Genomic DNA, 25,267 nt, shown 5'->3' on the forward strand with positions numbered 1-25,267 from the left:
TTCCCTGCCTTTTGTTTCTGTTTATTTGTCCGGCTTCTCGCCATACCATCGCGGCGTATAAACCCATTCGCCGCCGTCCACACGAGAAAAGCGCTCAGTATGGGACGAGCCGACGATCACCACAGTTCGCATATCGACGTCTTTGGGCGTGAGTTCACCCAGCGTTGTGACACGCGTAGTTTCGGCGGGCCTGCCAATATCGCGACCGAGCACGACTGGCGTTTCAGCAACACGATACTGCCGGAGAATTTCCAGCGCGCGACCGAGCTGATGCGGACGGGCTTTGGATATCGGATTGTAGAAAGCCATGGCGAGATCAGCTTGTGCTGCGAGCGCCAGACGCCTTTCAATGACATCCCAGGGCTTGAGATTGTCAGAAAGCGAGATAATGCAGAAATCATGCCCAAGTGGTGCGCCGATGCGGGAAGCTGCAGCCATAGCGGCTGAAATCCCCGGCTGAATCACGAGTTCAACACTATGCCATGCCGGATCAGACGATTCATGAAGCGCTTCGATAACTGCCGCTGCCATGGCAAATACACCGGGATCGCCTGACGAAACCATTACCACATCACGGCCTGAAGCAGCGAGTTCGAAGGCATGACGCGCGCGCTGCATTTCCTCGCGATTGTCAGTCATGTGGATGATCTGCTCATCGCGAAATGGGCCAGCCATGCGCACATAGGTTTCATAGCCAAGCACATCTTCGGCGCGTTCCAGATCGCGCTGAACGGCTGGTGTCATTAGGTCTCGTGCACCGGGGCCAAGGCCAACGACAGTCAGCTTGCCGCGATTGCGTCCGATGAAGAGAACATCGGCTGGTGTTGCTGCAATGGCCAGTGTCAGCCTATCGGATTTGATAAGGTGCTGCGGGTTTTCGACGGATACCGTTGCCAGATCATCCACGCCCGAAACAATGCGCAGCGGTGCTTTGAGTATTTGTGCTGCCTGATGAATATGGGGTGAAGCGCAGTCTTTCTCGTGGACGAGAAGAAGAGCAAGTGAATCCTTTGATAGCTCTGAACTATCAAGTGTTTGCTCGATAAGGCTTACGAGGTTTTCGCCGGGCTTATCAATCGCCACGGCAACCGTTCGCGGATGGTATATCAGCTCGTTAGTCTGCGGCGCACGCGTTTCAGGCGTGATGCTGATTGTCAGTTGACCATTGTCAGATAACGGCAGTTTTGATGCGGTGAGCCAGCGCGAGCTGCCATTGACGCGCAAGGTTTCTCCCGCCAGCAGATCGGACATGAAGGTCTTGGCAGCTTCGGGATTGGCGAGGGTCAATTCAGCCGGTGGATGGAGCAGATTGATGCCAAACCGCAATTCGCCCGTCGTGGTGATAGCAGGGGGCACTTCAAGCGCCTGAGCAATGGCTCGCGCCAGATCATTGACGCCGGAAAGGCCGCCAAGCAATGGCACGACAGCGCTACCATCTTCTGCAACGGCCAGAACCGGAGGCTCTATCCGTTTGTTTTGCAAAAGAGGAGCGAGTGCGCGGATGATGATACCAGCGGCGCACAGCGCGACTATCGGACGACCTTCCTGATAGAGCGCACGTATCGTGTCGCCGAAATGTGTGAAATGCTTGTCTGCGCTCGTAACGCGATTTTCCAGCCCCAGAATTTCAGCATTTCTAAGTCTAGATTGTATGTTGCGTGCCGTGGAAGTTGCAGCTTCGCCAAGAACGAGAATGGCTGCTTTCATGCACCGTTCCATTTTTTGCCTGGAACCAGAATGATCGAGAAATAAGGACAGTCGCCGCCGCTGACTTCTGCCAAAGGCGCAATACGCTGGTTCTGCATAGTAGCACGCTCGATATAAAGCGCACGATCCATCAACCCAAGCTCGCTCAGAACATCGCGAACCTTGTCCAGATTTTTGCCGAGTTTCATGATGGCAGCGGCTTCACTGCCGGCGAGCCGCTGTTTCAATTCCTCAGCAGTCATAACTCCCGAAAGGATTGAAAGCGTCTGATTGCGATAGACGAGCGGTGCGCCAAGCACGGCAGCGGCACCCAAGACCGAGCAAACGCCCGGCACGACTTCGGTTTCGTATTTTTCGGCCAATCGGTCATGGATATACATGAACGAGCCGTAGAAGAACGGATCGCCCTCAGCGATTACAGCGACATCGCGGCCAGCGTCGAGATGGTTTGCGATTGTTGCAGTGATCTCTGCATAGAAATCGCTGACGATCTGCTCGTAATCCATATGAGCGGGCAGTTTTTCCGTCGTCACCGGATAGATGAGCGGCACCAGCGTCTGTTCAGGCGACAGATAGGTTTCCACAATCGTCAGCGCATTGCCCTTTTTACCCTTTGCCGCATGATAGGCGACTACGGGCGCGGACTTAAGCAGTCTGAGTGCCTTAAGCGTGATAAGTTCGGGGTCACCGGGGCCAACGCCCAGACCATAAAGCTTCCCTTTTGGCGCCATTATTCGCGCTCCGAAGCAAGTGCATTGACAGCGGCTGCGGTCATGGCGCTGCCACCGCGACGTCCGCGCACGATAACAAAGGGTACGCCACGGCTATTTTCAGCAAGCTCATCTTTGGATTCGGCTGCACCCACAAAACCGACCGGCATGCCGATGATGAGGGCTGGTTTAGGGGCACCATTGTCCAAAATTTCAAACAGGCGAAAGAGGGCGGTGGGCGCATTGCCGATGGCAACGATGCTGCCTTCAAGATGTGGAAGCCAGAGATCAAGGGCTGCGGCAGAGCGCGTGTTGCCGATCTTCTTCGCCAGTTCCGGCACGGACGGATCATTCAGTGTGCAGATAACTTCATTGTTGGCTGGCAGGCGTGAGCGAGTGATGCCTTCTGCGACCATGCGTGCATCGCAGAGGATTGGCGCGCCTTTAAAGAGTGCATCTCGCCCGGCTTGCCCCGCGCCATCCGAAAAGACGAGGTCTTCAACGATATCGACCATGCCGGATGCGTGAGCAACACGTACGGCAAGCTTTTCGAGATCGAGGGGAATGCGGCTCAAATCGGCCTCAGAACGGATGATGGCGAAGGAGCGGTCATAAATGGCCTGTCCATCGCGGATATAGTCTGTCATGGCGTCCGTTCTACCTATTTGTTTAACGCATATCTTGCCCGAAAATTGCTTCACACTTTTCGGGATACGCTCTTATAGATTTCGGGCGTTTAAAATAAACGCAGCCTCGTCAATGGTGATGTTTGAGGCCAATAGCTGCCCGAAACGCAATGGTCCAGCGCTGTCTTGCGAAAAGAGATCATAATGATCATCCGAACGCGCCAAAAGCGTGTGAGGCAGGGGAGAAAGTGCTGCGCAGGATTTGGCGCAACCCGTAATATGGACCTGCTTGTTGCCTGCGATGAGCATGCCAGCGAGACGCTGAGCATCGGTTAAAGTGCCCGCAAGGGCGGAAGCACAGCCGGCAGAGCCGGAACAGGCCCGAAGGCGCGCCTGTGGCGCTTCTGGCAATGTTGCCAACCCCAGTTCGTTCAATGTGGTTGTGATCCGGTTGCAGTCTGCCTGCTCGATGTTTGGCAGGAGAACGCCTTGCCATGGCGTGAGGCGAATTTCGCCGCCATTCGCGCTCTCCGCAAGCTGGGCCAGCTTATGCAATTGTTCCGTCTGCAATCTTCCGAGAAATGGCATTGCACCTGCATAGAAGTGTCCACCCTTTTGCGAATGGGCTCCAAGCCATGAAAAGGGTTTTGGCGGTTTTCGTTCCCAAGTCGGGGCGGGGGAGAGTTCAAAAGGCAACTCTTGCAGAAATTGCTCTTGTGGCAAGGTTTCAAAAAGGTGCCTCATCCGCGTCACACCCGTTGCTGCGAGGCTCTGAAACAGATCAAGCAGCGCTTCGATCAAGGAAAGCGCTTCCGCTTGTGCGACCATGCCGACAGGCGGGGTGTCTGGTGACGATGCCAGACCAACGGCATAATGCGCGCCGCCTTCCAGTGCTGAGAGCCAGATATCTCCGGTATGCGAAATCATGGCACAGTCTTCGCCGCCATCAATCTGGAAAGAAAACTTCGGCGATAGCGCGTGATATTTTTCCGTGCCTTCAAGCATTTTCAGCAACGAGGTCGCAAGGCGGGAGGTATCGGCAAGCTGTGTGCGATCGATTGATGCGGTGGGGCTTACCATTACATTGCGAATGTCATCGGCCGACGGATTATCCGCGCCAAAACCGGCATCATAGAGCGCTGTTATCGCTTTATCCCAATTGGAGGGCGCGATGCCGCGTATCTGGATGTTGGAGCGAATCGAAAGCTCGATAGTGCCGTTTCCAAACTCTTTTGCAATTTCGGCCAACGAACGTGCTTCGGTAGCATTGATCCGTCCCAAGGGAAGCTTGACGCGAGCGATTGCACCATCTTTTGCCATGACCATGCGCGATAGGCCGGGGCAGGCATTGCGCCTGTCTGCTCTCAAGGGCACGGTTGGGGCTGTTTGCTGGCTTAACATGACGGTCTTATACGCCTTCCTGCTTGCGCTTGCTACTGCGACGCCATACGAACAGGAAAAGGAGCAATGCTTATGGGCTGCTGGCTTACAGTTATCGGTATTGGCGAAGACGGTCTTGCAGGGCTGGGCGACACAGCACGGAATGTCATTGCCAATGCGGACATCATTTTTGGCGGCAAGCGGCATCTGGCTTTTCTTGATGATGAGGTCAAAGCCGAGCGAGTTTCATGGCCAGTACCTTTCGATAATGCATTTCCAATGATCGAGGCGCAGCGCGGCAGACAGGTTGTGGTACTGGCAAGCGGCGATCCGATGTTTTTTGGCATGGGCGCATCCCTAAGCCGTCATTTCTCGTCTCAGGAAATGCACGTCATCTCATTTCCATCCTCATTGTCGCTGGCCGCAAACCGTATGGTTTGGGCATTACAGGAGGCGAGAACGGTCAGCGTGCATGGGCGTCCGTTTGAATTGCTAGTACCGTATATTTTACCGGGAGAGAAAATTCTTGTGCTCAGCAATGATGGCACGACACCTGCAAAAGCCGCCGCCCTTCTGAAAAATAAAGGCTTTGGTCAAAGCCGCTTGACGGTGCTTGAGCATTTGGGCGGACCGAATGAAAAGTGCATCAGCGGTTGGGCGGAAGACTGGTCGCATGTAAACTGTGCAGATCTCAACGTGCTGGCAATTGAATGCATCGCCGCGTCAAATGCTGTTGTTTTCTCACCCGTCAGTGGATTACCCGATGCAGCTTTTGAAAATGACGGACAACTGACCAAACGCGATATTCGTGCTGTGACGCTGTCTCGGTTGCAGCCCCTTCCGGGGCAGCTTCTTTGGGATGTTGGCGCAGGTTGCGGCTCTATTGGTATTGAATGGATGCGTGTTCATCAGTCTTGCCGCGCCATCGCTATTGAGGCAGATGAAAACCGGCAGAGCGTGATTGAGCGCAATGCACGCGCGCTGGGCGTACCTGGCTTACAGCTTGTAAAAGGTGAAGCGCCGGGAGCGCTAGATGGCCTTGCAACGCCGGATGCAATTTTCATCGGTGGCGGTGTAACGGATGCCGGTGTGATTGAAGCCTGTTGGAATGCACTGAAGCCTGGCGGGCGTTTGGTTGCCAATGCGGTGACATTGCAAAGCGAAATGCGGCTTTTCAGCTGGCATCAACAGCATGGCGGTGAACTTACCCGCCTGCAGGTTGCACAAGCAGGCGTTCTTGGTTCTTTTGATGCATGGCGTCAGGCGCTGCCTGTCACAATTTATTGCGGCATCAAACCGCGCTGATCGAAAAAAGATGACTTGAATTGTCATCTTAAATTCAGGTAAGGCTTGCTCACCGTTAAAAATAGGAGAGCAGGCATGTCTGATTTGGGCCTGAACGCCAATACCCGTATCGCACTCAACAATCCTGATCGCATCGTTAATCAGTTGCTGGATCATTTTGTTGAACATGCTGACGTTGAACGCCAGGTGGGCAGCGCAAAGCTGGTTCTTAGCTTCGGTCAGGCAGATGTGCAGTGGGACGACGAGACTGTCAGTGTGGACGTAAAGAGCGGTGACGAAACCGGTCTTGCCTATATGAAATATTCCATCGCTGAACATGTGCTTGAGTTTCTTGAGAAGGGAAGCCCAAAGCCAAAGATCATCTGGGAAGGTGATGGTGCTGCTGGTTTGCCGCTGCCCTATTTCCGCGAAATGCAGGTTGTTGCCGTCAGCAATGTTACGCCGCACATGCGTCGCGTACGGCTGAAGGGAAGCGAACTGGCTCGCTTCGCTCATACAGGCTTGCATATTCGCCTGCTGTTTCCTCCAAAGGGCCTTGCCAAGCCGCAATGGCCAGTCTCGGGCGAAGATGGTCGCCCTGTCTGGCCCGATGGTGATGCCAAGCTTGCTACCCGCGTTTATACGATCCGCCAGATTGATGCTAAGGCAGGCTGGGTGGATATCGACATGGTCGTTCATGGCGATGATAGCGATGCGCCGGGTTCCGGCTGGGCGATTAGCGCTAAACCGGGCGATATTGTTGGGATGACAGGCCCCGGCGGCGGTGATGCAGCCGATGATGCAAATTGGTATTTGCTGGCCGGTGATGAAACAGCCCTTCCGGCGATTGGTCGTATTCTTGAGCGATTGCCAGAAGGTGCCAAGGCAGTCGTCCGCATCGAAATCGACAGTGAGGCGGAAGAACAGGCGATTAAGTCCCGCGCCGACGTGGATATGCAATGGCTGCACCGCAAGGGGGCCGAAGCAGGCACAACGACCCTTTTGCAGGATGCGGTTCGTGCCGTGGAGCTGCCGGAGGGCGAAGAGAGCATTTATGTGTGGGCTGCTTGTGAGTTTAATGCATTCCGCTCGATCCGCACCTATATGCGCAAAGAACGGAACATCCCGAAGGATAAACAATTGATTGTTGCTTATTGGCGGCGCGGTCAGGATGGTGACAATGCGCGCCGCGGCTCAGACGAATAATAAAAAGGGGACCTTCTGGTCCCCTTAATGTTTAGCGTCTAAAGCCTTCACTGGCTCGCATCAGGTTCTTGGTATAGTCGGCATTGATTTTGCCGCTTACCAATTCAGAAGCCTCCAGTTGCTCCACAACTTCGCCATTGCGCATGACGGCAAGCCGGTCACACATATGAGTAATGACTGCAAGGTCATGACTTACCATGACGAAAGTCAGCTTGCGATCACGACGTACTTGTTCAAGTAGGTTCAACACTTCCGCCTGAACAGAAGCATCAAGTGCCGAAGTTGGTTCATCAAGAAGCAGGATGGATGGTTCAACAATCAATGCCCGCGCAATTGCGATACGCTGACGTTGACCACCGGACAGCTGATGGGGATAGCGGAAACGGAAGCCTGAACCCAAGCCCACTTCATCCAATGCGCGGACAATACGTTTTTCGCTGTCTTCCACGCCATGAATGGCGAGTGGTTCGAGCAAAAGACGGTCGACTGTCTGGCGTGGGTGAAGGGAGCCGTATGGGTCCTGAAACACCATTTGAACAGTGCGGTAAAACGCCTTGTCACGTGGTGTCTTGAGCACGTTACCATCAATTCGGACTTCTCCGTCATCAATGGGTGCAAGTCCTGCCACGGCGCGAAGCAGGGTGGATTTACCCGAACCGGATTCGCCAACGAGCCCATAGGATTCGCCACGCGCCACATCAATGCTGACAGATTTTAACGCGTGGAAATGATCGAAGAATACATCGACCTTATCAATGCTGAGTGCTGATGCTGTGCTCATAGTCGCCATGCCTCCTGACGCTGCAAGGTAGGCAGGGGATGTTGATCCGCTCCGATCTTGGGCATGCAATTCAGCAGTCCTTGTGTATAGGGGTGTTTTGCGTTGGCGAGATCGCTTGCTGCAATCTCCTCAACGATCTTGCCCGCATACATCACGATGACGCGGTCGCAGAAGGATGACACAAGACGCAGATCGTGGCTGATGAAGATCAGCCCCATGCCGCGTTCTGCCACCAGCTTGTCGAGAATGCCAAGCACTTCAAGTTGAACCGTCACGTCGAGTGCTGATGTCGGTTCATCGGCAATCAGCAGTTCAGGTTCTGCAACGAGCATCATGGCGATCATGACACGCTGTCCCATACCGCCCGAAACTTCGTGCGGATAGAGCTTCATGACGCGTTCAGCGTCGCGAATTTGTACCGCTTCAAGCATTGAAATCGAACGCTTACGAATTTCACTACTGCTATATTTGCCGTGGGCTTTGAGGGTCTCGGCGACTTGCTTGCCGATGGTCATTACCGGATTAAGCGAATATTTGGGGTCCTGAAGCACCATGGCAACGCGGCCACCGCGCAATGCGCGACGCTCGCGAGCCGAGATGTCCAACAGATCGATACCATCGAACTGCAATGTTTTTGCGGTGATCTGAGCGTGTGGAGGCGTGAGCCCCATGATCGCACGCCCGGTCTGAGATTTGCCCGATCCGGACTCACCCACGATACCCAAACGTTCGCGACCGAGCGTGAAGCTTACGCCACGTACGGCTTCAATCGCACCGGTACGCGTAGGGAAGGTGACGCGCAGGTCATCAACTGTCAGAAGTGGCTTCATTGGTTGTTACCCCGCGGATCGAGCGCATCACGCAGGCCGTCGCCGAGGAAGTTGAAGCCAAGGCTGACGATGAGGATCGCGATACCTGGCATGGCAGCAACCCACCATTGGTCGAGGATGAAGCGGCGACCCGATGCAATCATTGCACCCCATTCTGGCAATGGCGGCTGAGCACCGAGACCAAGAAAGCCGAGGCCAGCTGCAGTCAGGATGATGCCTGCCATATCAAGCGTCACACGAACGATCAGCGACGAAGTGCAGAGCGGCATGATGTGCCGCAAAACGATGCGGAAAGGCGAAGCCCCCATCAGACGAACAGCGGAAATATAATCAGAATTGCGCACGGTCAGCGTTTCTGCACGAGCAATACGCGCATAAGGCGGCCATGAGGTGATCGCGATTGCAATGATGGCGTTTTCAATACCCGGTCCCAATGCCGCAACGAAGGCGAGCGCCAGAATAAGTTTTGGGAAGGCAAGAAAAATATCGGTGATGCGCATAAGAACGGCATCGACCCATCCACCAGCATAGCCTGCAACCGTCCCGACCAAAAGGCCGATAGGCGCCGCGATAACCGCGACGAGCAGCACCACGTAAAGCGTGATGCGGGAGCCGAAAATCAGGCGGGAGAGAATATCACGTCCCTGATCATCAGTGCCAAGCAGATAACCCGGTGTGCCTGGTGGCAGGAGACGCGCATTGGCGAGATCGCCTTGAGTCGGCGAATGTGGTGCGAGCACGTTTGCAAAGGCTGCAACCAGAACCAGTGCGATGATAATCATCAGGCCAATTACCGCGAGTTTATTCGCGGTAAATCGACGCCAGATCATATAGGAACGACCCATGCGGGCCTGCATGCGGGATTGTGGACGCTCGGAAAGCAGCCATTCGCGCCATGAAAGATTTGAAGTGTCTGTCATTTGACTCATCTTACGCGCGTCCTCGGATCAAGGAGCCGATACAGGAGATCGGACACAAGGTTGAGCGCGATAAAGACCGAACCGATGATAATGGTACCACCCAGAACGGCATTCATATCGGCATTTTGCAGCGAGTTAGTGATGTAAAGACCAAGGCCGGGCCACGCAAAGATGGTTTCGGTCAGAACCGAACCTTCGAGCAGACCTGCATAGGAAAGCACAATCACTGTCACAAGCGGCACGGCTGCATTGCGCAGAGCGTGGCCCCAGATGATCCGCGTTTCGGAAATGCCCTTGGCACGGGCAGCAATGATATATTCCTGCTCGAGTTCATTGAGCATGAAAGAGCGTGTCATGCGGCTGATATAGGCAAGGCTGAAATAGCCGAGCAGTGCCGATGGCAGAACGAGGTGGGAGATGATGTTACGCAATGCTTCCCAGTCGCGCTGAATGATCGCGTCGATGACGTAAAATCCGGTAATCGGCGTGAACGTGTATTCAAAGGTGATGTCGATGCGACCGGGACCGGATGTCCAACCAAGGCGGGCATAGAAAATCAGCAAGGCCAGCATGCCGAGCCAGAAAATCGGCACCGAATAGCCAACAAGGCCAATGATGCGTACGATCTGATCAATGATGCTGCCGCGTTTGACTGCCGCAAGAACCCCAAGCGGAATGCCAAACAGCGCGCCGATTATCGTGCCGATGGTTGCAAGCTCCATGGTCGCCGGGAAAACGCGGCGAATATCGGTCATGACCGGGTTTGTGGTCAGAACAGATGTTCCGAAGTCGCCTTGCAGCACACCTTTCACATAGAGGTAAAACTGCTGATAATAGGGCAGGTTGAAGCCCATTTCCTGACGCACACGTTCAACAACGTGCGCAGGTGCGCGATCGCCGACGATTGCAAGAACAGGATCAATCGGGACAACGCGCCCAATGAAGAATGTCACGGCCAGAAGGCCAAGATAAGTTGTTGCTACGATCACCAGAAAGCTGGCGATAGCTGCTATAAGGGTTGAGGAGCGCCTTTTGGCGCTCCTCGGCTTGGTAATGGTATTGCCGGTTATACTCAATGTTTTGACCGTTCTTCAGATCAGTCTTTGCTGACTGGTGCAAGATAGTTGGAATCGAAGGTTGGTCCGAGCTTGTAACCCTTCACATTACCCGCGATGCCTGCCACTTCGACCTGCTGGAACAGCATGACGAATGGGCTCTGGTCGAGTGCTTCCTGCTGCAGCTTCTTGTATTGTTCAGCGCGCTTGTCGCCGTCACGTTCCAGCAATGCTGCCTGCGTCTGCTGTGTCAGCTCAGGAATAGCCCATGCATTGCGCCAAGCCAGCGTCTTGTTGGATGCATCGTCGCCATTGTCCGGGTTGGAGGTGAAAGCTTCGGCATTCGAGTTTGGATCCCAGTAATCCATGCCCCACTGACCAATATAGAGATCATGGTTACGAGCGCGGTACTTGGTAAGCGTCTGCTTGCCATCACCTGGAACGATGCTGATGTTAATACCTGCTTTGGCTGCGCTCTGTTGGAAAGATTCGGCGATGCCTGTGACGGGCTGCGTGTTGCGCACGTCGAAAGTGATCGACAAACCGTCTTTAAGACCGGCCTTGGCCAGCAGTTCCTTGGCCTTCTCGATATCCAGCTTGTATGGATTGGCATCCAGCGAGCCAAGTACACCCTTTGCTTGATAGGTCTGGCGGACTTCGCCAATGCCCTTGATCAGGGTTGCGCCAATTGCATCGTAATCGACGAGATACTTGAAGGCTTCACGAACTTCCGGCTTGGCAAGTTCCGCATTCTTCTGGTTAAGCGAGATGTAATAGACAGTACCCTTCGGCGCATTGACTGTCTGGAGCTTCTCGTTCTTCTGAACGGCTTCGTAATCGCCTGGCTCAAGATTACGCGCTACGTCCACGTCACCCGATTCGAGCATCAGGCGCTGCGTGGCGCTTTCCTTGACGTGACGGTAGAACACGCGGGCAAGCTTTGCCTTTTCGCCGTAGAAGTTATCGTTGCGCTCAAGAACCACGACTTCATTGGCGCGCCAGTCGCGAATCTTGAACGGGCCGGAACCTGCATAGCCGGTTTTCAGCCATGCATTGCCATAATCGGTGTCGTATTTGTAATCGTCCGAAGGGGTGACTTTAGCCGCATGTTCTTCGAGCAATTTCTTGTCGACAATCGAGCCAACGGTGGCGGTCAGGCAGTTGAGCACGAAGCTTGGCGCGTAAGGCTTGTCGACGGTAAGAACAAAGGTTGTTTCGTCAACAGCCTTGGCCTTTTCCGTAACGTTTTCGCCGGTGAGGCCGAACTGGGTCAGGATGAAGGCGGGTGCCTTGTCGAGACGAACGCCACGTTCAAATGTGTAAGCGACATCGGCTGCGGTAAGCGGATTGCCAGAGGCAAACTTGGCATCCTTGCGCAACTTGAACGTATAAGTCAGACCGTCATCTGAAACTGTCCAGCTTTCTGCTGCACCCGGAATGACCTTCGATGTATCACTGATATCCAGCTGAATCAGACGGTCATAGGCATTGCCGAGAACTTCGGCAGGGCTGATTTCAAACGATTCGGCAGGATCAAGTGTAATGATATCGTCGATAGCCCATGCTTGGACCAGCGTATCGGCAGGTGTTGCCGACAATGCCGGATTTGCGGCCATAACAGCAGCAAGAGCAGCACCGGCTGCGAGAATACGAAAACGTCCGAAATGCATCATTTTAGTTCCCTTTCAGTTAGATTATTTTTGGGATTTTGTATGGGTCGTCAGGCTGCTTCGTGCCAGGCCTGTTTCAAGACCCTTATCCAGTTTTCGCGGCAAAGCTTCGACAGTTCTTGATCACTATAACCTGCATTGCTGAGTGCCGTGACGAGATTCTGCGTACCCGCTGCATCACCGATTTCATTCGGAATAGTTGCTCCGTCGTAATCGGAACCAAGTGCTACGCAATCGATGCCCATGCGCTCGACCATGTAATCAACGTGGCGAACCATATCTGAAAGCGGCGTATTGGCGTTTTCTTTGCCATCGCTGCGCAGCATGGTGGTCGCATAGTTGAGGCCAGCAAGACCTTTGCTGTCACGGATCGCATCGAGCTGACGGTCGGTGAGATTGCGCGCAACAGGCGTGAGGGCGTGCGCGTTTGAATGGCTGGCAATCAGCGGCTGGTCGCTCAGCTTAGCCACATCCCAAAAGCCTTTTTCTGTGATGTGTGCGAGATCGATCAGAATGCCCTTGCGATTGCATTCTTTGACGAGCCGCTTGCCCGCTTCGGTAAGGCCAGGGCCGGTATCAGGGCTCATCGGATAGGCAAATGGCACGCCGTGCGCGAAAATATTGTTCCGGCTCCAGACTGGACCGAGTGAGCGCAGGCCGACAGAATAGAACACGTCGAGGGCGGCGAGATCAGCATCGATGGCTTCGCAGCCTTCCATATGCAATACGGCGGCGAATGTGTTGCTGTTAAGCGTTTCATCCAGCTCTTTACCGTTACGGCAAAGCTTCCAACCACCAGCTTCTTCAAGGCGCAGCGCTAGAGAAGCGAATTCCATCGCAATGTCGAGCGACGGTGCGCGCTCCAGCGGTTGTGAAAGCGGCGTTTCATAGTGACCGTTTTCATCGGCTTTACCGAGCTCGATATGATGACCTGCTGGAATATAGATCGCACAGATACCACCAGCCAGACCGCCCTTTAGCGACCGGGGCAGATCGATGTGACCGATCTTTGTGCCGTTGATAAATTCCTTGATCGGGTCACCGCCATTACGCTGGTTTTCCCAAAGACGCAGAAGGACATCGTTGTGTCCGTCAAAAACGCGCTGCATTTTACATTCCTAGCTGAACTGTTGGGTAAGCTCACCGCCCAATTGAAAGCCCGTCCGCAATAGGGTGCCGACGCAAACGGAATTCAATTCAGAATTGCGGATGATGAGCGCCCCACTCGAACTCGTGATATATAAGATGTTGCCCGCTAATGGAGTCAAGCTCTCTGCTATCGAAGGTGGTATTTCTCAATTGGGAAACGGTGCAAAAACAAAAGGCTGCACGGTGAGTGCAGCCCTTTATGCAAAAATTGCATGCTCTAATGCATAAACAGAATGAACTCCACCCAAAAGATATTAGAAGCGGTAGTTCACGCCTGCCTTGATCGAATGATTCTTCAGATTGTTATACTGGGTAACGCCGTTTACCTTGGATTTAACGTCGTTAAAGCGCTGGAAGTCGTATTCGGCCTTGATCGAGATCGGGCCGGAAATCGCCTGCTCAACACCTGCACCGATCAATGCGCCGCCTTCCCAACCGGGAGCGGAAGTGGTTGCGTCTTTGGCTTTGAACTTGGTTACGCCGTAACCTGCGGTGCCGTAAACAAGGGTCTTGTCGAACGCGTAACCGACTTTGCCTTTTGCATTGCCGTTCCATGACTGCTGAAGGCTGCCACCGTTACCGATGCGGTGTTCAGCCTCTGCGAAGTTGCCTTCCAGCTCACCACCGAAAACGACGTTGCCGCTCTGCATGTTCTTACCGACAACTGCGCCACCGAGGAAGCCAGTGCGGTTTGTGAATGGGCCTGGAACTCTGGACGAAGAAGCGCCGATCTGAGCGCCAATATAGTTGCCGGACCAGTCGTGCGGGCCTGACGCAACGGGTTCATTGTAGGTGTAGTCGGATCCGCCCATCATGTCGGCCGCGAAGGATGGACCAGCAAAGGCGACAATTGCGGCACCGAACGCCGCGGCGATGTATGAACGCTTCAACATTTTTTACTCCAGTTTTCCCGTCAAAAACGCCGGCGGGAAATATGCTTGAACTCTTCATTGAGGAGGCGATTTGGCCAGCCCTCAAGCTGTGTGCTTCGTCGCTTGTGATTGTGTCCAAATTTAAGAAAATTCGAGCTAATTCGTAGGGGGAGGACTGCGTTTTCGTTCATATGCTTAATGAAAGGTAACGATCAGTAAGTCGAAATCAGAGCAAACGCGCTCTGATTATTTGTGCTCAGGCTTTTTGGAACGCGCTCTAAATCAGTTTCAACCCACGCATACTGATATGACCGTGTTTACCGACGATGATGTGGTCATGCACCGCAATGCTCAACGCCTTTGCAGCGTCAATCAGCAGCTTGGTCATGTCGATGTCGGCGCGCGATGGTGTGGGGTCGCCCGATGGGTGGTTGTGGACGACAATAATTGCTGTGGCTGAAAGTTCGAGCGCGCGGCGCACGACTTCGCGCGGATAGACCGGGGTATGATCGACAGTTCCTTGTTGTTGCACTTCGTCTGCGATGAGCCGGTTCTTTTTGTCTAGGAACAATACCCGGAATTGTTCGCGCGTTTCATAGGCCATCGCTGTCGTGCAATATTGCACGACCTGGCTCCAGGAGCCGAGCACTTCGCGTTCCATCACCATGCTTCGGGCAGATCGTTTGGCAATTGCTTCGACGATTTTAAGTTCCAAGGCGATGGAAGGGCCGACACCAGGTGTTTCAGCAATCAGTTTTTCAGGCGCACCAAGAACTTCGGCCAGAGATCCGAAACGGGTAAGCAAAGACTTTGCGAGCGGTTTAGTATCTGCGCGCGGGATGACCCTGAAAAGTAGAAGCTCGAGCAGTTCATAGTCTGCCAATGCATCAGGTGCGTTTTTAAAACGCTGACGCAACCGGTCACGGTGACCCAAATGGTGCGGCTTCTCCAGCGAAGCCGCCATTTGTATGCTTTCATTGAAGCCGGGAATGTCGAGACGTCCAGGCTTTTTGTTGTTTGATGCCATTCTGTTTAAACCCCCGCAGAAACAGACAGACAGTATGTAATCCCATTTTACCGCATGGATGGCGGGCCGAAAACATTCTTTGGCGACAGCGTGAAGATTTCACAGCCGTCTTTGGTGACGCCGACAGTATGCTCATATTGAGCGGTAAGCGAGCGGTCACGTGTGACCGCAGTCCAGCCATCGGCCAAAACCTTCACGCCCGGCTTGCCGAGGTTGATCATTGGCTCAATCGTGAAGATCATGCCTTCCTTGATCTCGACGCCCTCATTGACGGTGCCGTAATGCAATATATTCGGAGCATCGTGGAAAAGCTGGCCGACACCATGGCCGCAGAAATCGCGCACCACGGAGCAACGTTCGCCTTCCGCATAGGTCTGGATCGCAGCGCCAATTGCACCGGTTTTTGCGCCGGGTTTGACTGCGGTAATGCCACGCAGAAGGCTCTCATACGTCACTTCAAGCAGTCGTTCGGCAGCACGTTTGATATCGCCAACAGCATACATGCGGCTGGAGTCGCCGTGCCAGCCATCCAGCAGATAGGTGACGTCGATATTGACGATATCGCCTTCGCGTAATGGCTTGTCGTCAGGAATGCCGTGGCAAACGACGTGATTGATCGAAGTGCAGGTTGATTTGGTATAGCCGCGATAGTTCAACGTCGCCGGGAAGGCGCCGTGGTCCATGCCGAATTCGAATACGAAGCGGTCAATTTCGTTGGTCGTGACGCCGGGTTTTACAATGTCATTCAATGCATCGAGACACCGGGCGGTGAGGTTGCAGACCTTGCGCATACCTTCAAAGGCATCTGGGCCATACAGCCTGATTTGCCCTGTGTATTTCATAGGTGCGCTTGTCGCTTCTATATAAGTCACCATCTCGATCCGTCTTTCCAGAGCGCATTTCGATCTGATTGGATCAGATCTGCGCCCTATCGTTTATTTCAACGCGTATCTTAGTCCGAAAACCGTTCCTCACTTTTCGGGATACGCTCTAATATTCTATTGGCACCACAGTTTCAGCGTCGATGCCGTTTTCCGTTATTTGGCATCGAATAGCCCAAGCCTCAACCCCGGCGGCTCGTGCGCGATCAAATGCGCGTGCATAAGTCGGATCGAGATCGCCCGAGATGCTGAATCTGTTGCAATCGCTTCGCTGGATAATAAACACCATCACGCCCCGATAGCCAGCGGATACCATATCAACAAGTTCATCAAGATGTTTAGCACCGCGCGAAGTGACGGTGTCGGGAAATTCTGCAAGGGTAGGTGTGCGAATGAAGTGCACATTCTTCACTTCTACATAAGCACGGGGCTGATCTCCTTCATCGAGAAGAATATCAATGCGGGAATTGCGCCCGTATTTCTGTTCACGCTTGAGAAGCCCGTAATTTTGCAAATCGGGAATCATGCCTGATAGAATTGCTTCTTCTGCAATTTTGTTGGGCAGACCCGTATTGACCCCAACAAGTGTGTTGTCGGCTTCAACGATCTGAAGCGTATGGGGGTATTTGCGATGAGGAGCATCCGACACGCTCAACCAGACACGAGAGCCGGGAGTGGTGAGGCCGAGCATGGAGCCGGTATTGGGAACCGACGCAGTAATAAAACGACCATCGTCGAGCGTAACGTCGGCAAGAAATCTCTTATAACGCCGCTCTAAACGGCCCGTAACGAGGGGAGTGGTAAAAAGCATGAGCCGATGTAGGCTCATGAATGCTTTGTTGCAAGTAGGTTGGCCGTATGGATCAGAACAGAACCTTGGCCACATCAGCCCAGCTCATATCTGCACCAAGAACCAGCATTGCTGCGATAAGACCTGCGCTTAGCAAAGTGAGGGTTGTTCTCGTTTCACTGGTCATTTTCATCACCGCCAAATCATTTATCAGTTGGTGAGAATTTCGCGTGGGATTTAGCCCGCAATGTGATGTGAAGATGGCTATTCGGGGCATTTTGCGGGCAATTTATCGGAGGCGTAAATAAGCGCAAACGGAGCGCGTCCTGAAAAGTGTGAAACGATTTTCGAAAAACAAACAATTGAAGCGTCGATCTGATTCAATCAGAATGAAACGCGCTCGACAGCGAGTCGCGTTTAATCATACCCAGACGACGCGCTTTAAGTCTTTGCTACTACGTATGCCGTTAACGGAAAACCGGTTTCTACTTTTCCGTGACATGCTTTGGCGCCTATTCTTTCACCCAGTTGAAAACCAGTTCCTCGCGGAACGCAAAGCGCACGATGTGGCTCGCAACGACGTCTTCCATAGAAGCTAAGTTTTCTTCAGGCGCTTCAACCGTAGTAACGAGGTTATCTGGATTGGCATCCATCAACACGACGCGATTCTCGCCAAGGTCTATTCGACCATGCTCGGGTGTGAACTCAACAGTGAACTTATGCGCCCAATGTTTGCAAAGCTGCTGCAAATAGCGGCTGGCATGCGTGGTGGGTACGATTGCTGTAGTTTTAGCCATAATCTTGCTGTCCATTTTCAAGTTTTACGGACAGTCCGTAACATTGCTGTCAAAGCGATGTCACTGATGAAAATATCAAATTTTCGGGAGCAAAAGAAAAACCAGAAAATGGTACGCCCAAGGGGAATCGAACCCCTGTCTGCGCCGTGAAAGGGCGCTGTCCTAACCGCTAGACGATGGGCGCCTGTTGCTGGTGTGGGTCGGCTTATAGGCAGGAAAATTCTGACGCGCAAGCCCTTTTTTAGAAATTATTCAAAGAAAATTTCATCTGTGCGATTCAGGGGAGGTTTTCAGCGAAAACAAGGGGATAGGTGAGCATGCCAAAGGCGCGCAAGTCGAAATTTGTGCGTTAAGCCCTGCGAAGAACAAGTTCGCCGTTATCTGCAGTCAATGATGATTTTGGAAAAGAAAAACCAGCACATGGTACGCCCAAGGGGAATCGAACCCCTGTCTGCGCCGTGAAAGGGCGCTGTCCTAACCGCTAGACGATGGGCGCCTCTTGCTGGTGTGAGTGGGCTTATATTCAGGAAGAACCTGACTCGCAAGCCCTTAATATAACTTTTCTAAAAAAAACTCATCTGAACGTCATAGTGTTCGAAAAATTCGTGATGAGGGAATATATAAGTATATGTTATTTAACAAAAAAACCGGTCTTTCGCTCCGGCTTGATTTGCTTTGATTACTTTTTGCAACTCCAGTTCCAGTCGCGTTCTGGCCCCACATCCACATGTACTGACGTGGTATGGCAATAGGTGCCAACGCCACCGCGGCTCGGCATATTGCGGGCGAAGCGAGCGATTTCATGCTTTGAAACGCCATCGATCTGAATGTCGGCTGCGGCACAAATCATATGAAGTGATTTGCGGGCGCCGTTGACCTTGCGATTGTAGGATGGGCTGCGATAGCCCGATGTAACCATGACAGGCTTACGGAAGTGCCGTTCCATGGTTTTCAACATCGTAACGAGCTGGGGCTTGAGGCAGGCGACATCCACAGTTTCGCGCTGAACCTTGAGGCCGTTTGGCGCAAGACGTGCAAGACCAGGAGCTGATGCCAGCTGGACGCCCGCGTAATCATCATATTCGTTGGCGTCGATATCGCTGTCATCATAGATACTTTTACGATGCTTGATTTCAAAACCACCATTAGGGCGCACGCCCGGCAACGAATAATTATACTCATGCTTCGACTTGGCGCCGGGCCTTACAACCGCAAGCTTCTTATTCTGAGAGGTGCCTGAACCGCTTGCTGCTTCATCGTTGAAGAGGCGTGCAATGCTGCCTTGGCCAGCGGTGGTAGGACGTTGTGGCGAGGCATATGCGTTGGCATTCTTAGCAGAGCCGAAGAGAGATGTGACCTGAGTCGGCTTTTCTGATTCTGCGGGCTTAGGCGATTCAGCCTGTTTGGTTTCTTCTGCAGCAGGCTTGGCTTCAGGTTCAGCAGCTTGCTCTTTTGCTTGCTCTGGCTTTGCAGTTTCTGTTGCTTCAGGGGCAGGCGCGGGCGCAGCAGGAGATTCGCTTGGCTTTTTGCCAAACATGCCAAAAAGAGAAGTCGACTTCGTCTGCGGGGCGAGGGCTGCGACCTGAATAGAGCCGTCTTGAGTTGGTTCTGTTTCAGTTGCTGCGGTAGTTGTCGGCTTTTGTTCTTTATCGGCTGGCTTTACCTCGGCGACAGCGGTTTTGGCTGCATTAGTCGTTGTTTCGGCCTTTTGTGCCTCACTCTTACCGGCCTCTGCTGACGCTTCGGCTGCAACCGTCTGATCGGCCGCGCTCTGAAGTGTGTCGGCAATCATGGAACCATCGGCGCTGTTCGTCATTTGTAAAGGTGACGTGCCGTTGCCAGTAGACGTGCAGGATGACAGGACGAGCGCGAGGAGGGCTACGCTACCTGAAAGTAGTCTTCTGGCTGTCCGATGCGATGGTTCTGCGAATTTCAATGTCTGCTCCAGATCGACGTTTCAGCTTTTCGGCCTGCACCAGCCTGACGACCCGAAAAAAAACGGTGCCTAGCTGATTTCGGGAGATTTGTTCTCCCGTGTGAGTCTCGCTCAGACAAACGATGGCGAGTTTACTCACAGAAACCGGTCGTCTGGACCGGGGTAGATAATCCAAGAGTTTCAGCGCTTTATTACGGGTACATCATATCTGTAATCGCGTTTAAGCGTGAAGGTACAAATCACTGACTGATCATTTGTAACCAATTTTTAGGATTTTTAACTGCCAAACGCAACTATTGAAAGTACGAAGTGTTTCATGGCGGCATAGATTACACGCGCATTACAGCGATATAACGCAATATTACTATTTGTAATTTTTGGTTATACTTGTGACCGGCAACCGTTTCGCTCGGTGCTGAATGTCCGCAATCTCAACTCGCTTGTTGACATGACGCATCGACTTGGTGCTATCCATTTCACATTATATTATCTGTGTTGGGCTAGGTAACGCGCCTAGCGCATTCAAAACACCAGGATCGGGACCGGAAACATGACCAAGAGCACGCGGCAGATTGCCAATATTATGCTGGCAGCAACGGCCGTGGCGTTTCTTGCGGGCTGTGCCGGTGGCCCTGAATTTCAGGGTACGCCGCAGGAAGGTGCCAAGCGTTCGGATACCTATCCAACCTTTGGCCGCATGCCAAAGGCCGCGACCACCCAGATCACCCCGGAAGAAAAAGCGCAGCTTACTTCAGGGCTTGATTCTGACCGCACGCGTCTTGCGGCCACACGTTCTTCCAATACAGCGATGACGCCAGCTCAGGCTGCTGCCTTGCGCAAACAGGCGCAGGAAGAAACAGATGCGACCCTCAAGCAGATCGAAGCTGGAGCAGAGTAGCCTTTTTCGATAGAAAAAAGCTTCATTTCAAGACTGTAACAAGTCTCGACCCGATTCGATAACAGGTGTATAGCTCCTAACCCGGTGCATACGCGCCATTTCATTCAACCCCCTTCTGGAACAGGATCATGTCGGAAGAATTTCATAAAGTCCGTCGTTTGCCACCTTATGTCTTTGAACAGGTTAACCGCCTGAAGGCATCAGCGCGAGCGGCTGGCGCCGACATCATAGATCTTGGGATGGGTAATCCTGATCTGCCGACGCCAAAGAACATCGTCGACAAGCTTTGCGAGGCTGTTCAGGATCCGCGTGCACACCGTTATTCGTCGTCGAAGGGCATTCCCGGCCTTCGCCGCGCTCAGGCGCAGTATTATGCGCGCCGTTTTGGTGTGAAGCTCAATCCGGACACACAGGTTGTTGCGACACTCGGTTCCAAGGAAGGCTTCGCCAATATGGCGCAGGCCATCACGGCACCAGGCGATGTCGTGCTTTGTCCCGATCCAACCTATCCTATCCACTCATTCGGCTTCATCATGTCGGGCGGCGTGATACGTTCGATCCCTGCAAAGCCGGATGAAGAGTTTATCCGTGCGCTGGATCGTGCGGTGAAGCACTCCATTCCGAAGCCGCTGGCGCTCATCCTCAACTTCCCTTCGAACCCGACGGCTTATACCGCGACGTTGGATTTCTATAAGGATGTCGTTGATTTCGCCCGCAAGAATGATCTGATCATTCTGTCCGACCTTGCTTATTCGGAAATCTACTTTGATGACAACAATCCGCCGCCATCAGTTCTTGAAGTACCGGGCGCGATGGATGTAGCTGTCGAATTCACTTCGATGTCGAAGACATTCTCCATGCCGGGTTGGCGCATGGGCTTCGCTGTTGGCAATGAGCGCCTGATCGCAGCATTGACCCGTGTAAAGTCCTATCTGGATTATGGTGCCTTCACGCCTATTCAGGTTGCGGCCACCGCAGCACTTAACGGCGACGGCTCAGACATCGCGTATGTTCGCAATGTCTACAAGCAGCGTCGTGATGTGCTTGTCGAAAGCTTTGGCCGTGCTGGCTGGGATGTTCCACCCCCAGCTGCGACCATGTTCGCATGGGTTCCGATTCCAGAGCGTTTCCGCGCCCTAGGTTCATTGGAATTCTCGAAGCTACTGGTTGAAATGGCCGATGTGGCCGTTGCTCCGGGGGTAGGCTTTGGTGAACATGGTGATGAATATGTTCGTATCGCGCTTGTTGAGAACGAGCATCGCATCCGTCAGGCTGCACGCAACATCAAGCGTTTCCTGTCCACGAAGGACGAGAACCTGCATAATGTGATTCCGCTCGAAGGTCGCCGCTAAGCGGCTTTACAGCGGTTCCAGTTGATATTGAATCGTTGGAACCGCTGAGACTATTTGTTTTTACGCATTTCCGAACGCAAAATCGGTTCCAACTTTTGCTGGAAATGCTTTAACCGAGTAAGCAGGGGCCGCGTTTTGTCGGCCCTTGTTTCCCACCATATTGAAATCCAACAATTCAGCCAACAATTCAGCCAACAATTCAGAAGGTCGAGATAATGAGTGATGCATTGCGGATCGGCGTTGCCGGACTGGGCACCGTTGGTGCTTCAGTGTTGCGTATCCTACGTGACAAGGCCGAAATGCTCACTCGTCAATGCGGCAAGCAGGTAACGGTTACTGCTGTCAGCGCCCGCGACCGAACTCGGGATCGCGGTATAGATCTTACCGGGATTGAGTGGTTTGATGATCCCATCGAATTGGCGAAGCAAGCCGATATCGATGTGTTCGTCGAACTGATCGGCGGCGACGAAGGTCCGGCTAAAGCATCGGTAGAAGCTGCACTGCGCGCAAGCCGACATGTTGTGACAGCCAATAAGGCTCTTCTTGCGAAGCATGGCGTGGCATTGGCCAAGATCGCAGAAGAAAAAGGCGTGCTTCTGAACTTTGAAGCAGCAGTTGCGGGCGGCATTCCGGTCATCAAGGCGATGCGTGAATCGCTGACCGGCAACACGGTTTCACGCGTTTACGGTATCATGAACGGCACCTGTAACTACATCCTCACCCGGATGTGGGAAGAGGGTATCTCATTCGAGGATTGCCTGGCGGATGCACAACGTCTTGGCTACGCCGAAGCTGATCCGACTTTCGATATTGAAGGCAATGACACAGCGCATAAGCTTGCGCTGCTCACAAGCCTTGCTTTTGGCACGCAGATTGCAGCCGACGATATTTATCTTGAAGGTATTAGCAATATCTCGTTGGCGGACATTCGTGCGGCCGATGAACTTGGCTATCGCATCAAGCTGCTCGGTGTCGCACAGAAGACTGATACTGGCATTGAACAGCGCGTCCACCCAACCATGGTGCCGACCTCTTCGGTGATTGCTCAGGTGCATGGCGTGACCAATGCGGTCGCAATCGAGACCGATCTTCTTGGTGAACTGCTGCTTTCCGGTCCGGGTGCTGGTGGCAATGCGACAGCATCCGCAGTGATCGGCGATCTGGCTGATATTGCTAAGAGCCGTCCCGGTTTCCAGCACGGTCCGGTTTTCGGAACGCCTGCAAAGGCTTTGCAGCCTTATAAGCGCGCTAAAATGCGCAAACATGCCGGCGGCTATTTCATTCGCTTGACGGTCTATGATCGCATCGGTGCGTTTGCTGCAATCGCCAAGCGCATGGCCGAAAATGACATTTCGCTCGAATCAATCGTTCAGCGTCCTTTGATGGACAGTGACGTGAGTGACGGCATCAAGACTGTTATTCTCGTCACGCACGAGACGACGGAATCCGCAGTGAAAAAGGCGCTTGAAGCCATCCTCAAGGACGACCATCTGGTTAGCAAGCCGCAAATGATCCGCATCGAACGCGCAGGCTGAAACAATCCAATAAGGTTGCCGCTCTTGAAGGGTGGCAACGACTTTGCTAATAAGCACCCATCGGAATAGTCCGATTTAGAGACAAACACGGAAAAGGAGGGCTGTAGCATGGATGTGACGCGTCACGATTGTCATCGTCAGTACGGCCCTGATTTTGCCCTGCAGCAATAAATTGTGCAGGGCCGATTAAGACTTAAACAAGGGTCTTTTTCTGCCTTTTTCTGAAGGCGCAGCTTGAATTGCTGCCGCCGAACATTTGCAAGCACATCGATGAGCTGTTTGGAAACTGCTCATCAGTGCTTGGCAGAATTGGGCTTATTGCCATGTCTCTTATCTCTGTTCAGAATCTCTCACTTACGCTCCATGAAACCCTCTTCTCCAGCCTTGATTTCGTCGTGGGCGAAGGCGAGCGACTGGGAATTGTTGCAGCCAATGGGCGCGGAAAAACCAGTCTTTTGCGCCTTTTAGTGGGGGAGGGCGAGCCTACAAGTGGTGCCATCACGCGATCGCGTGGAGTGAAGATCGGCTATGTCAGCCAATATGTTTCTGCTGATCTCTTGGGCGTGTCGTTCTATGACGTCGTGCTCGGCGGATTGGATGAAGATGCGCGCGACTATGAAAGCTGGCGCGCCGACATTGTGCTCGATGATCTCAACGTTCCTGCTGAATTGCGTGAGCTGACCATGCGTCAACTCAGCGGGGGTTGGCAACGACTTGCGCTTTTGGCACGCACATGGGTCTCCGAGCCTGACGTTCTCCTGTTGGACGAACCGACCAACCATCTTGATCTTGAGAAGGTGCATTTGCTGGAAAACTGGCTTGATGCGCTTCCTCGCTCGGTCGCAGTGATCGTGTGCAGCCATGATCGCGCTTTTCTCGATGTTGTAACTAAACGCACACTTTTTCTGCGCGCAGAGAGGTCGTTAGTTTTTGCTTTGCCCTATAGTCAGGCGCGCGTCGCGCTTAATGAGATTGATGCGGCTGACGCCCGCCAGTTCGAAAAGGACATGAAAACCGTCCAGCAGCTGCGCAAGCAGGCAGCCAAGCTTAATAATATCGGCATCAATTCCGGCAGCGATTTGCTGGTCGTTAAGACCAAGCAATTGCGGGCACGGGCCGAAAAAATTGAAGAGACTGCCAAGGCGGCCCACATTGATCGCTCCGCAGGCAAGATCAAGCTCGACGGTCGCGGCAGCCACGCCAAAGCACTGATCGTGATAGATCGGGCTGAGATTGCGACGCCAGATGGCCGGCATCTTTATAAAACCGGTCAACTCTGGATCAATCCCGGCGACAGAATAGTGCTGCTAGGTGCCAATGGTACAGGTAAGACGCGGTTGCTGACACTGGTTCGGGAAGCTATATTGCAGCCGGAACAGTCGCTCGCCAACATTAAGGCAACGCCTTCACTTGTGTTGGGCTATAGCGATCAGGCACTTTCCGAATTGATAGCTGATTGGACGCCGTTCGAAACAGTCATGAAACTTTTCGATGTCGGCGACCAGCGCGCTCGATCTTTGCTGGCCGGTGCGGGCATGACGCTGGAAATGCAGGTCAAGCCCTTGTCCCGGCTCTCGGGCGGGCAAAAGGCGCGCCTTGCCATGCTGGTTCTTCGGTTGACCAAGCCGAATTTCTATATTCTGGATGAACCAACCAACCATTTGGACATCGATGGCCAAGAAGCGCTGGAAGCCGAATTGCTGAGCGATGAAACCGCCAGCCTGATTGTCTCGCATGATCGCAGTTTTGTGCGCAATGTCGGCAATCGTTTCTGGGTGATCGACAGAAAAAAACTGATCGAAGTGGATAGTCCAGAGGTTTTCTTTGAAGCAGTTGCAGGTTGATCTCTCGAAACCTCTTC

Annotated in this window: 22 protein-coding genes and 2 tRNA genes; 6 read left to right on the forward strand and 18 right to left on the reverse strand. The window is 53.2% G+C overall.

Annotated elements, in window-relative coordinates:
• Positions 1-21: 21 nt before the first annotated feature.
• The 4 genes from cobJ to cobG form a co-directional block, all read right to left on the reverse strand.
• A complete protein-coding gene (cobJ, locus tag QBD00_RS02420; protein ID WP_318578572.1) occupies positions 22-1,707 on the reverse strand; it encodes a precorrin-3B C(17)-methyltransferase in 1,686 nt (561 codons plus the stop codon).
• Entirely contained in the window at positions 1,704-2,438 is a 735-nt protein-coding gene (locus QBD00_RS02425; protein WP_095446857.1) for a precorrin-2 C(20)-methyltransferase, read from the reverse strand. The genes cobJ and QBD00_RS02425 overlap by 4 nt, the downstream gene beginning before the upstream one ends.
• Positions 2,438-3,064, reverse strand: coding sequence for a precorrin-8X methylmutase (locus QBD00_RS02430; RefSeq protein WP_264231120.1), 627 nt, complete (start codon positions 3,062-3,064; stop codon positions 2,438-2,440). Before QBD00_RS02430 ends, QBD00_RS02425 begins: the two co-directional genes overlap by 1 nt.
• A 72-nt stretch (positions 3,065-3,136) precedes the next feature.
• On the reverse strand, positions 3,137-4,444 hold the full coding sequence (gene cobG, locus QBD00_RS02435; protein ID WP_318578573.1) for a precorrin-3B synthase: 1,308 nt from the start codon (positions 4,442-4,444) through the stop codon (positions 3,137-3,139).
• 72 nt (positions 4,445-4,516) lie between these two features.
• Between cobG and cbiE the strand changes: the two genes are divergently transcribed.
• Both cbiE and QBD00_RS02445 read left to right on the forward strand, forming a co-directional pair.
• Positions 4,517-5,728 carry a precorrin-6y C5,15-methyltransferase (decarboxylating) subunit CbiE gene (cbiE, locus tag QBD00_RS02440; protein WP_318578574.1) on the forward strand — a complete coding sequence of 404 codons (1,212 nt, stop codon included), beginning with the start codon at positions 4,517-4,519 and terminating at the stop codon, positions 5,726-5,728.
• 75 nt (positions 5,729-5,803) lie between these two features.
• The gene (locus QBD00_RS02445; protein ID WP_264231118.1) at positions 5,804-6,913 is read left to right on the forward strand and encodes a siderophore-interacting protein; all 1,110 of its coding nucleotides are present in this window, start codon (positions 5,804-5,806) and stop codon (positions 6,911-6,913) included.
• 31 nt (positions 6,914-6,944) lie between these two features.
• Here QBD00_RS02445 and QBD00_RS02450 read toward each other — a convergent pair whose 3' ends face one another.
• From QBD00_RS02450 to QBD00_RS02515, 14 genes are all read right to left on the reverse strand, one after another.
• Positions 6,945-7,694, reverse strand: a complete 750-nt coding sequence (locus QBD00_RS02450) for an ABC transporter ATP-binding protein (protein WP_318578575.1) — start codon at positions 7,692-7,694, stop codon at positions 6,945-6,947.
• Positions 7,691-8,524, reverse strand: a complete 834-nt coding sequence (locus tag QBD00_RS02455) for an ABC transporter ATP-binding protein (protein WP_134155112.1) — start codon at positions 8,522-8,524, stop codon at positions 7,691-7,693. Before QBD00_RS02455 ends, QBD00_RS02450 begins: the two co-directional genes overlap by 4 nt.
• Entirely contained in the window at positions 8,521-9,453 is a 933-nt protein-coding gene (locus QBD00_RS02460; protein WP_024898948.1) for an ABC transporter permease, read from the reverse strand. The genes QBD00_RS02455 and QBD00_RS02460 overlap by 4 nt, the downstream gene beginning before the upstream one ends.
• Positions 9,450-10,499 (reverse strand): ABC transporter permease, encoded by a 1,050-nt coding sequence (locus QBD00_RS02465; protein WP_095447915.1) that lies wholly within the window; start codon positions 10,497-10,499, stop codon positions 9,450-9,452. The genes QBD00_RS02460 and QBD00_RS02465 overlap by 4 nt, the downstream gene beginning before the upstream one ends.
• A gap of 41 nt (positions 10,500-10,540) precedes the next feature.
• The gene (locus QBD00_RS02470; protein ID WP_264231116.1) at positions 10,541-12,172 is read right to left on the reverse strand and encodes an ABC transporter substrate-binding protein; all 1,632 of its coding nucleotides are present in this window, start codon (positions 12,170-12,172) and stop codon (positions 10,541-10,543) included.
• Positions 12,173-12,219: 47 nt separating this feature from the next.
• Positions 12,220-13,278: a dipeptidase gene (locus tag QBD00_RS02475; protein WP_264231115.1), complete on the reverse strand. Its 1,059-nt coding sequence runs from the start codon at positions 13,276-13,278 to the stop codon at positions 12,220-12,222.
• Between the two features lie 294 nt (positions 13,279-13,572).
• Positions 13,573-14,211, reverse strand: a complete 639-nt coding sequence (locus QBD00_RS02480; protein ID WP_095446849.1) for an outer membrane protein — start codon at positions 14,209-14,211, stop codon at positions 13,573-13,575.
• A gap of 256 nt (positions 14,212-14,467) precedes the next feature.
• Complete coding sequence (gene radC, locus QBD00_RS02485) at positions 14,468-15,217, reverse strand: RadC family protein (protein WP_318578576.1); 750 nt, start codon at positions 15,215-15,217, stop codon at positions 14,468-14,470.
• Positions 15,218-15,264: 47 nt separating this feature from the next.
• Entirely contained in the window at positions 15,265-16,092 is an 828-nt protein-coding gene (gene map, locus QBD00_RS02490) for a type I methionyl aminopeptidase (protein WP_318578577.1), read from the reverse strand.
• Positions 16,093-16,207: 115 nt separating this feature from the next.
• Complete coding sequence (gene sfsA / locus QBD00_RS02495; protein WP_318578578.1) at positions 16,208-16,909, reverse strand: DNA/RNA nuclease SfsA; 702 nt, start codon at positions 16,907-16,909, stop codon at positions 16,208-16,210.
• A 491-nt stretch (positions 16,910-17,400) separates the two neighbouring features.
• Positions 17,401-17,685, reverse strand: coding sequence for a DUF2218 domain-containing protein (locus QBD00_RS02500; RefSeq protein WP_318578579.1), 285 nt, complete (start codon positions 17,683-17,685; stop codon positions 17,401-17,403).
• Positions 17,686-17,794: 109 nt separating this feature from the next.
• Positions 17,795-17,869, reverse strand: a tRNA-Glu gene (locus tag QBD00_RS02505).
• Between the two features lie 237 nt (positions 17,870-18,106).
• A tRNA-Glu gene (locus tag QBD00_RS02510) sits at positions 18,107-18,181 on the reverse strand.
• 183 nt (positions 18,182-18,364) lie between these two features.
• Positions 18,365-19,621, reverse strand: coding sequence for a YcbK family protein (locus QBD00_RS02515; protein ID WP_318578580.1), 1,257 nt, complete (start codon positions 19,619-19,621; stop codon positions 18,365-18,367).
• Positions 19,622-20,171: 550 nt separating this feature from the next.
• Here QBD00_RS02515 and QBD00_RS02520 point away from each other — a divergent pair.
• From QBD00_RS02520 to QBD00_RS02535, 4 genes are all read left to right on the forward strand, one after another.
• Positions 20,172-20,519 (forward strand): hypothetical protein, encoded by a 348-nt coding sequence (locus tag QBD00_RS02520; RefSeq protein ID WP_095446843.1) that lies wholly within the window; start codon positions 20,172-20,174, stop codon positions 20,517-20,519.
• 128 nt (positions 20,520-20,647) lie between these two features.
• Entirely contained in the window at positions 20,648-21,871 is a 1,224-nt protein-coding gene (locus QBD00_RS02525; RefSeq protein ID WP_095446842.1) for an LL-diaminopimelate aminotransferase, read from the forward strand.
• A gap of 215 nt (positions 21,872-22,086) precedes the next feature.
• A complete protein-coding gene (locus QBD00_RS02530; RefSeq protein ID WP_151093812.1) occupies positions 22,087-23,406 on the forward strand; it encodes a homoserine dehydrogenase in 1,320 nt (439 codons plus the stop codon).
• Positions 23,407-23,729: 323 nt separating this feature from the next.
• Complete coding sequence (locus QBD00_RS02535) at positions 23,730-25,250, forward strand: ABC-F family ATP-binding cassette domain-containing protein (protein WP_318578581.1); 1,521 nt, start codon at positions 23,730-23,732, stop codon at positions 25,248-25,250.
• Positions 25,251-25,267: the final 17 nt, after the last annotated feature.

The sequence above is a fragment of the Ochrobactrum sp. AN78 genome (assembly GCF_029909885.1).
Taxonomy (GTDB): domain Bacteria; phylum Pseudomonadota; class Alphaproteobacteria; order Rhizobiales; family Rhizobiaceae; genus Brucella; species Brucella quorumnocens.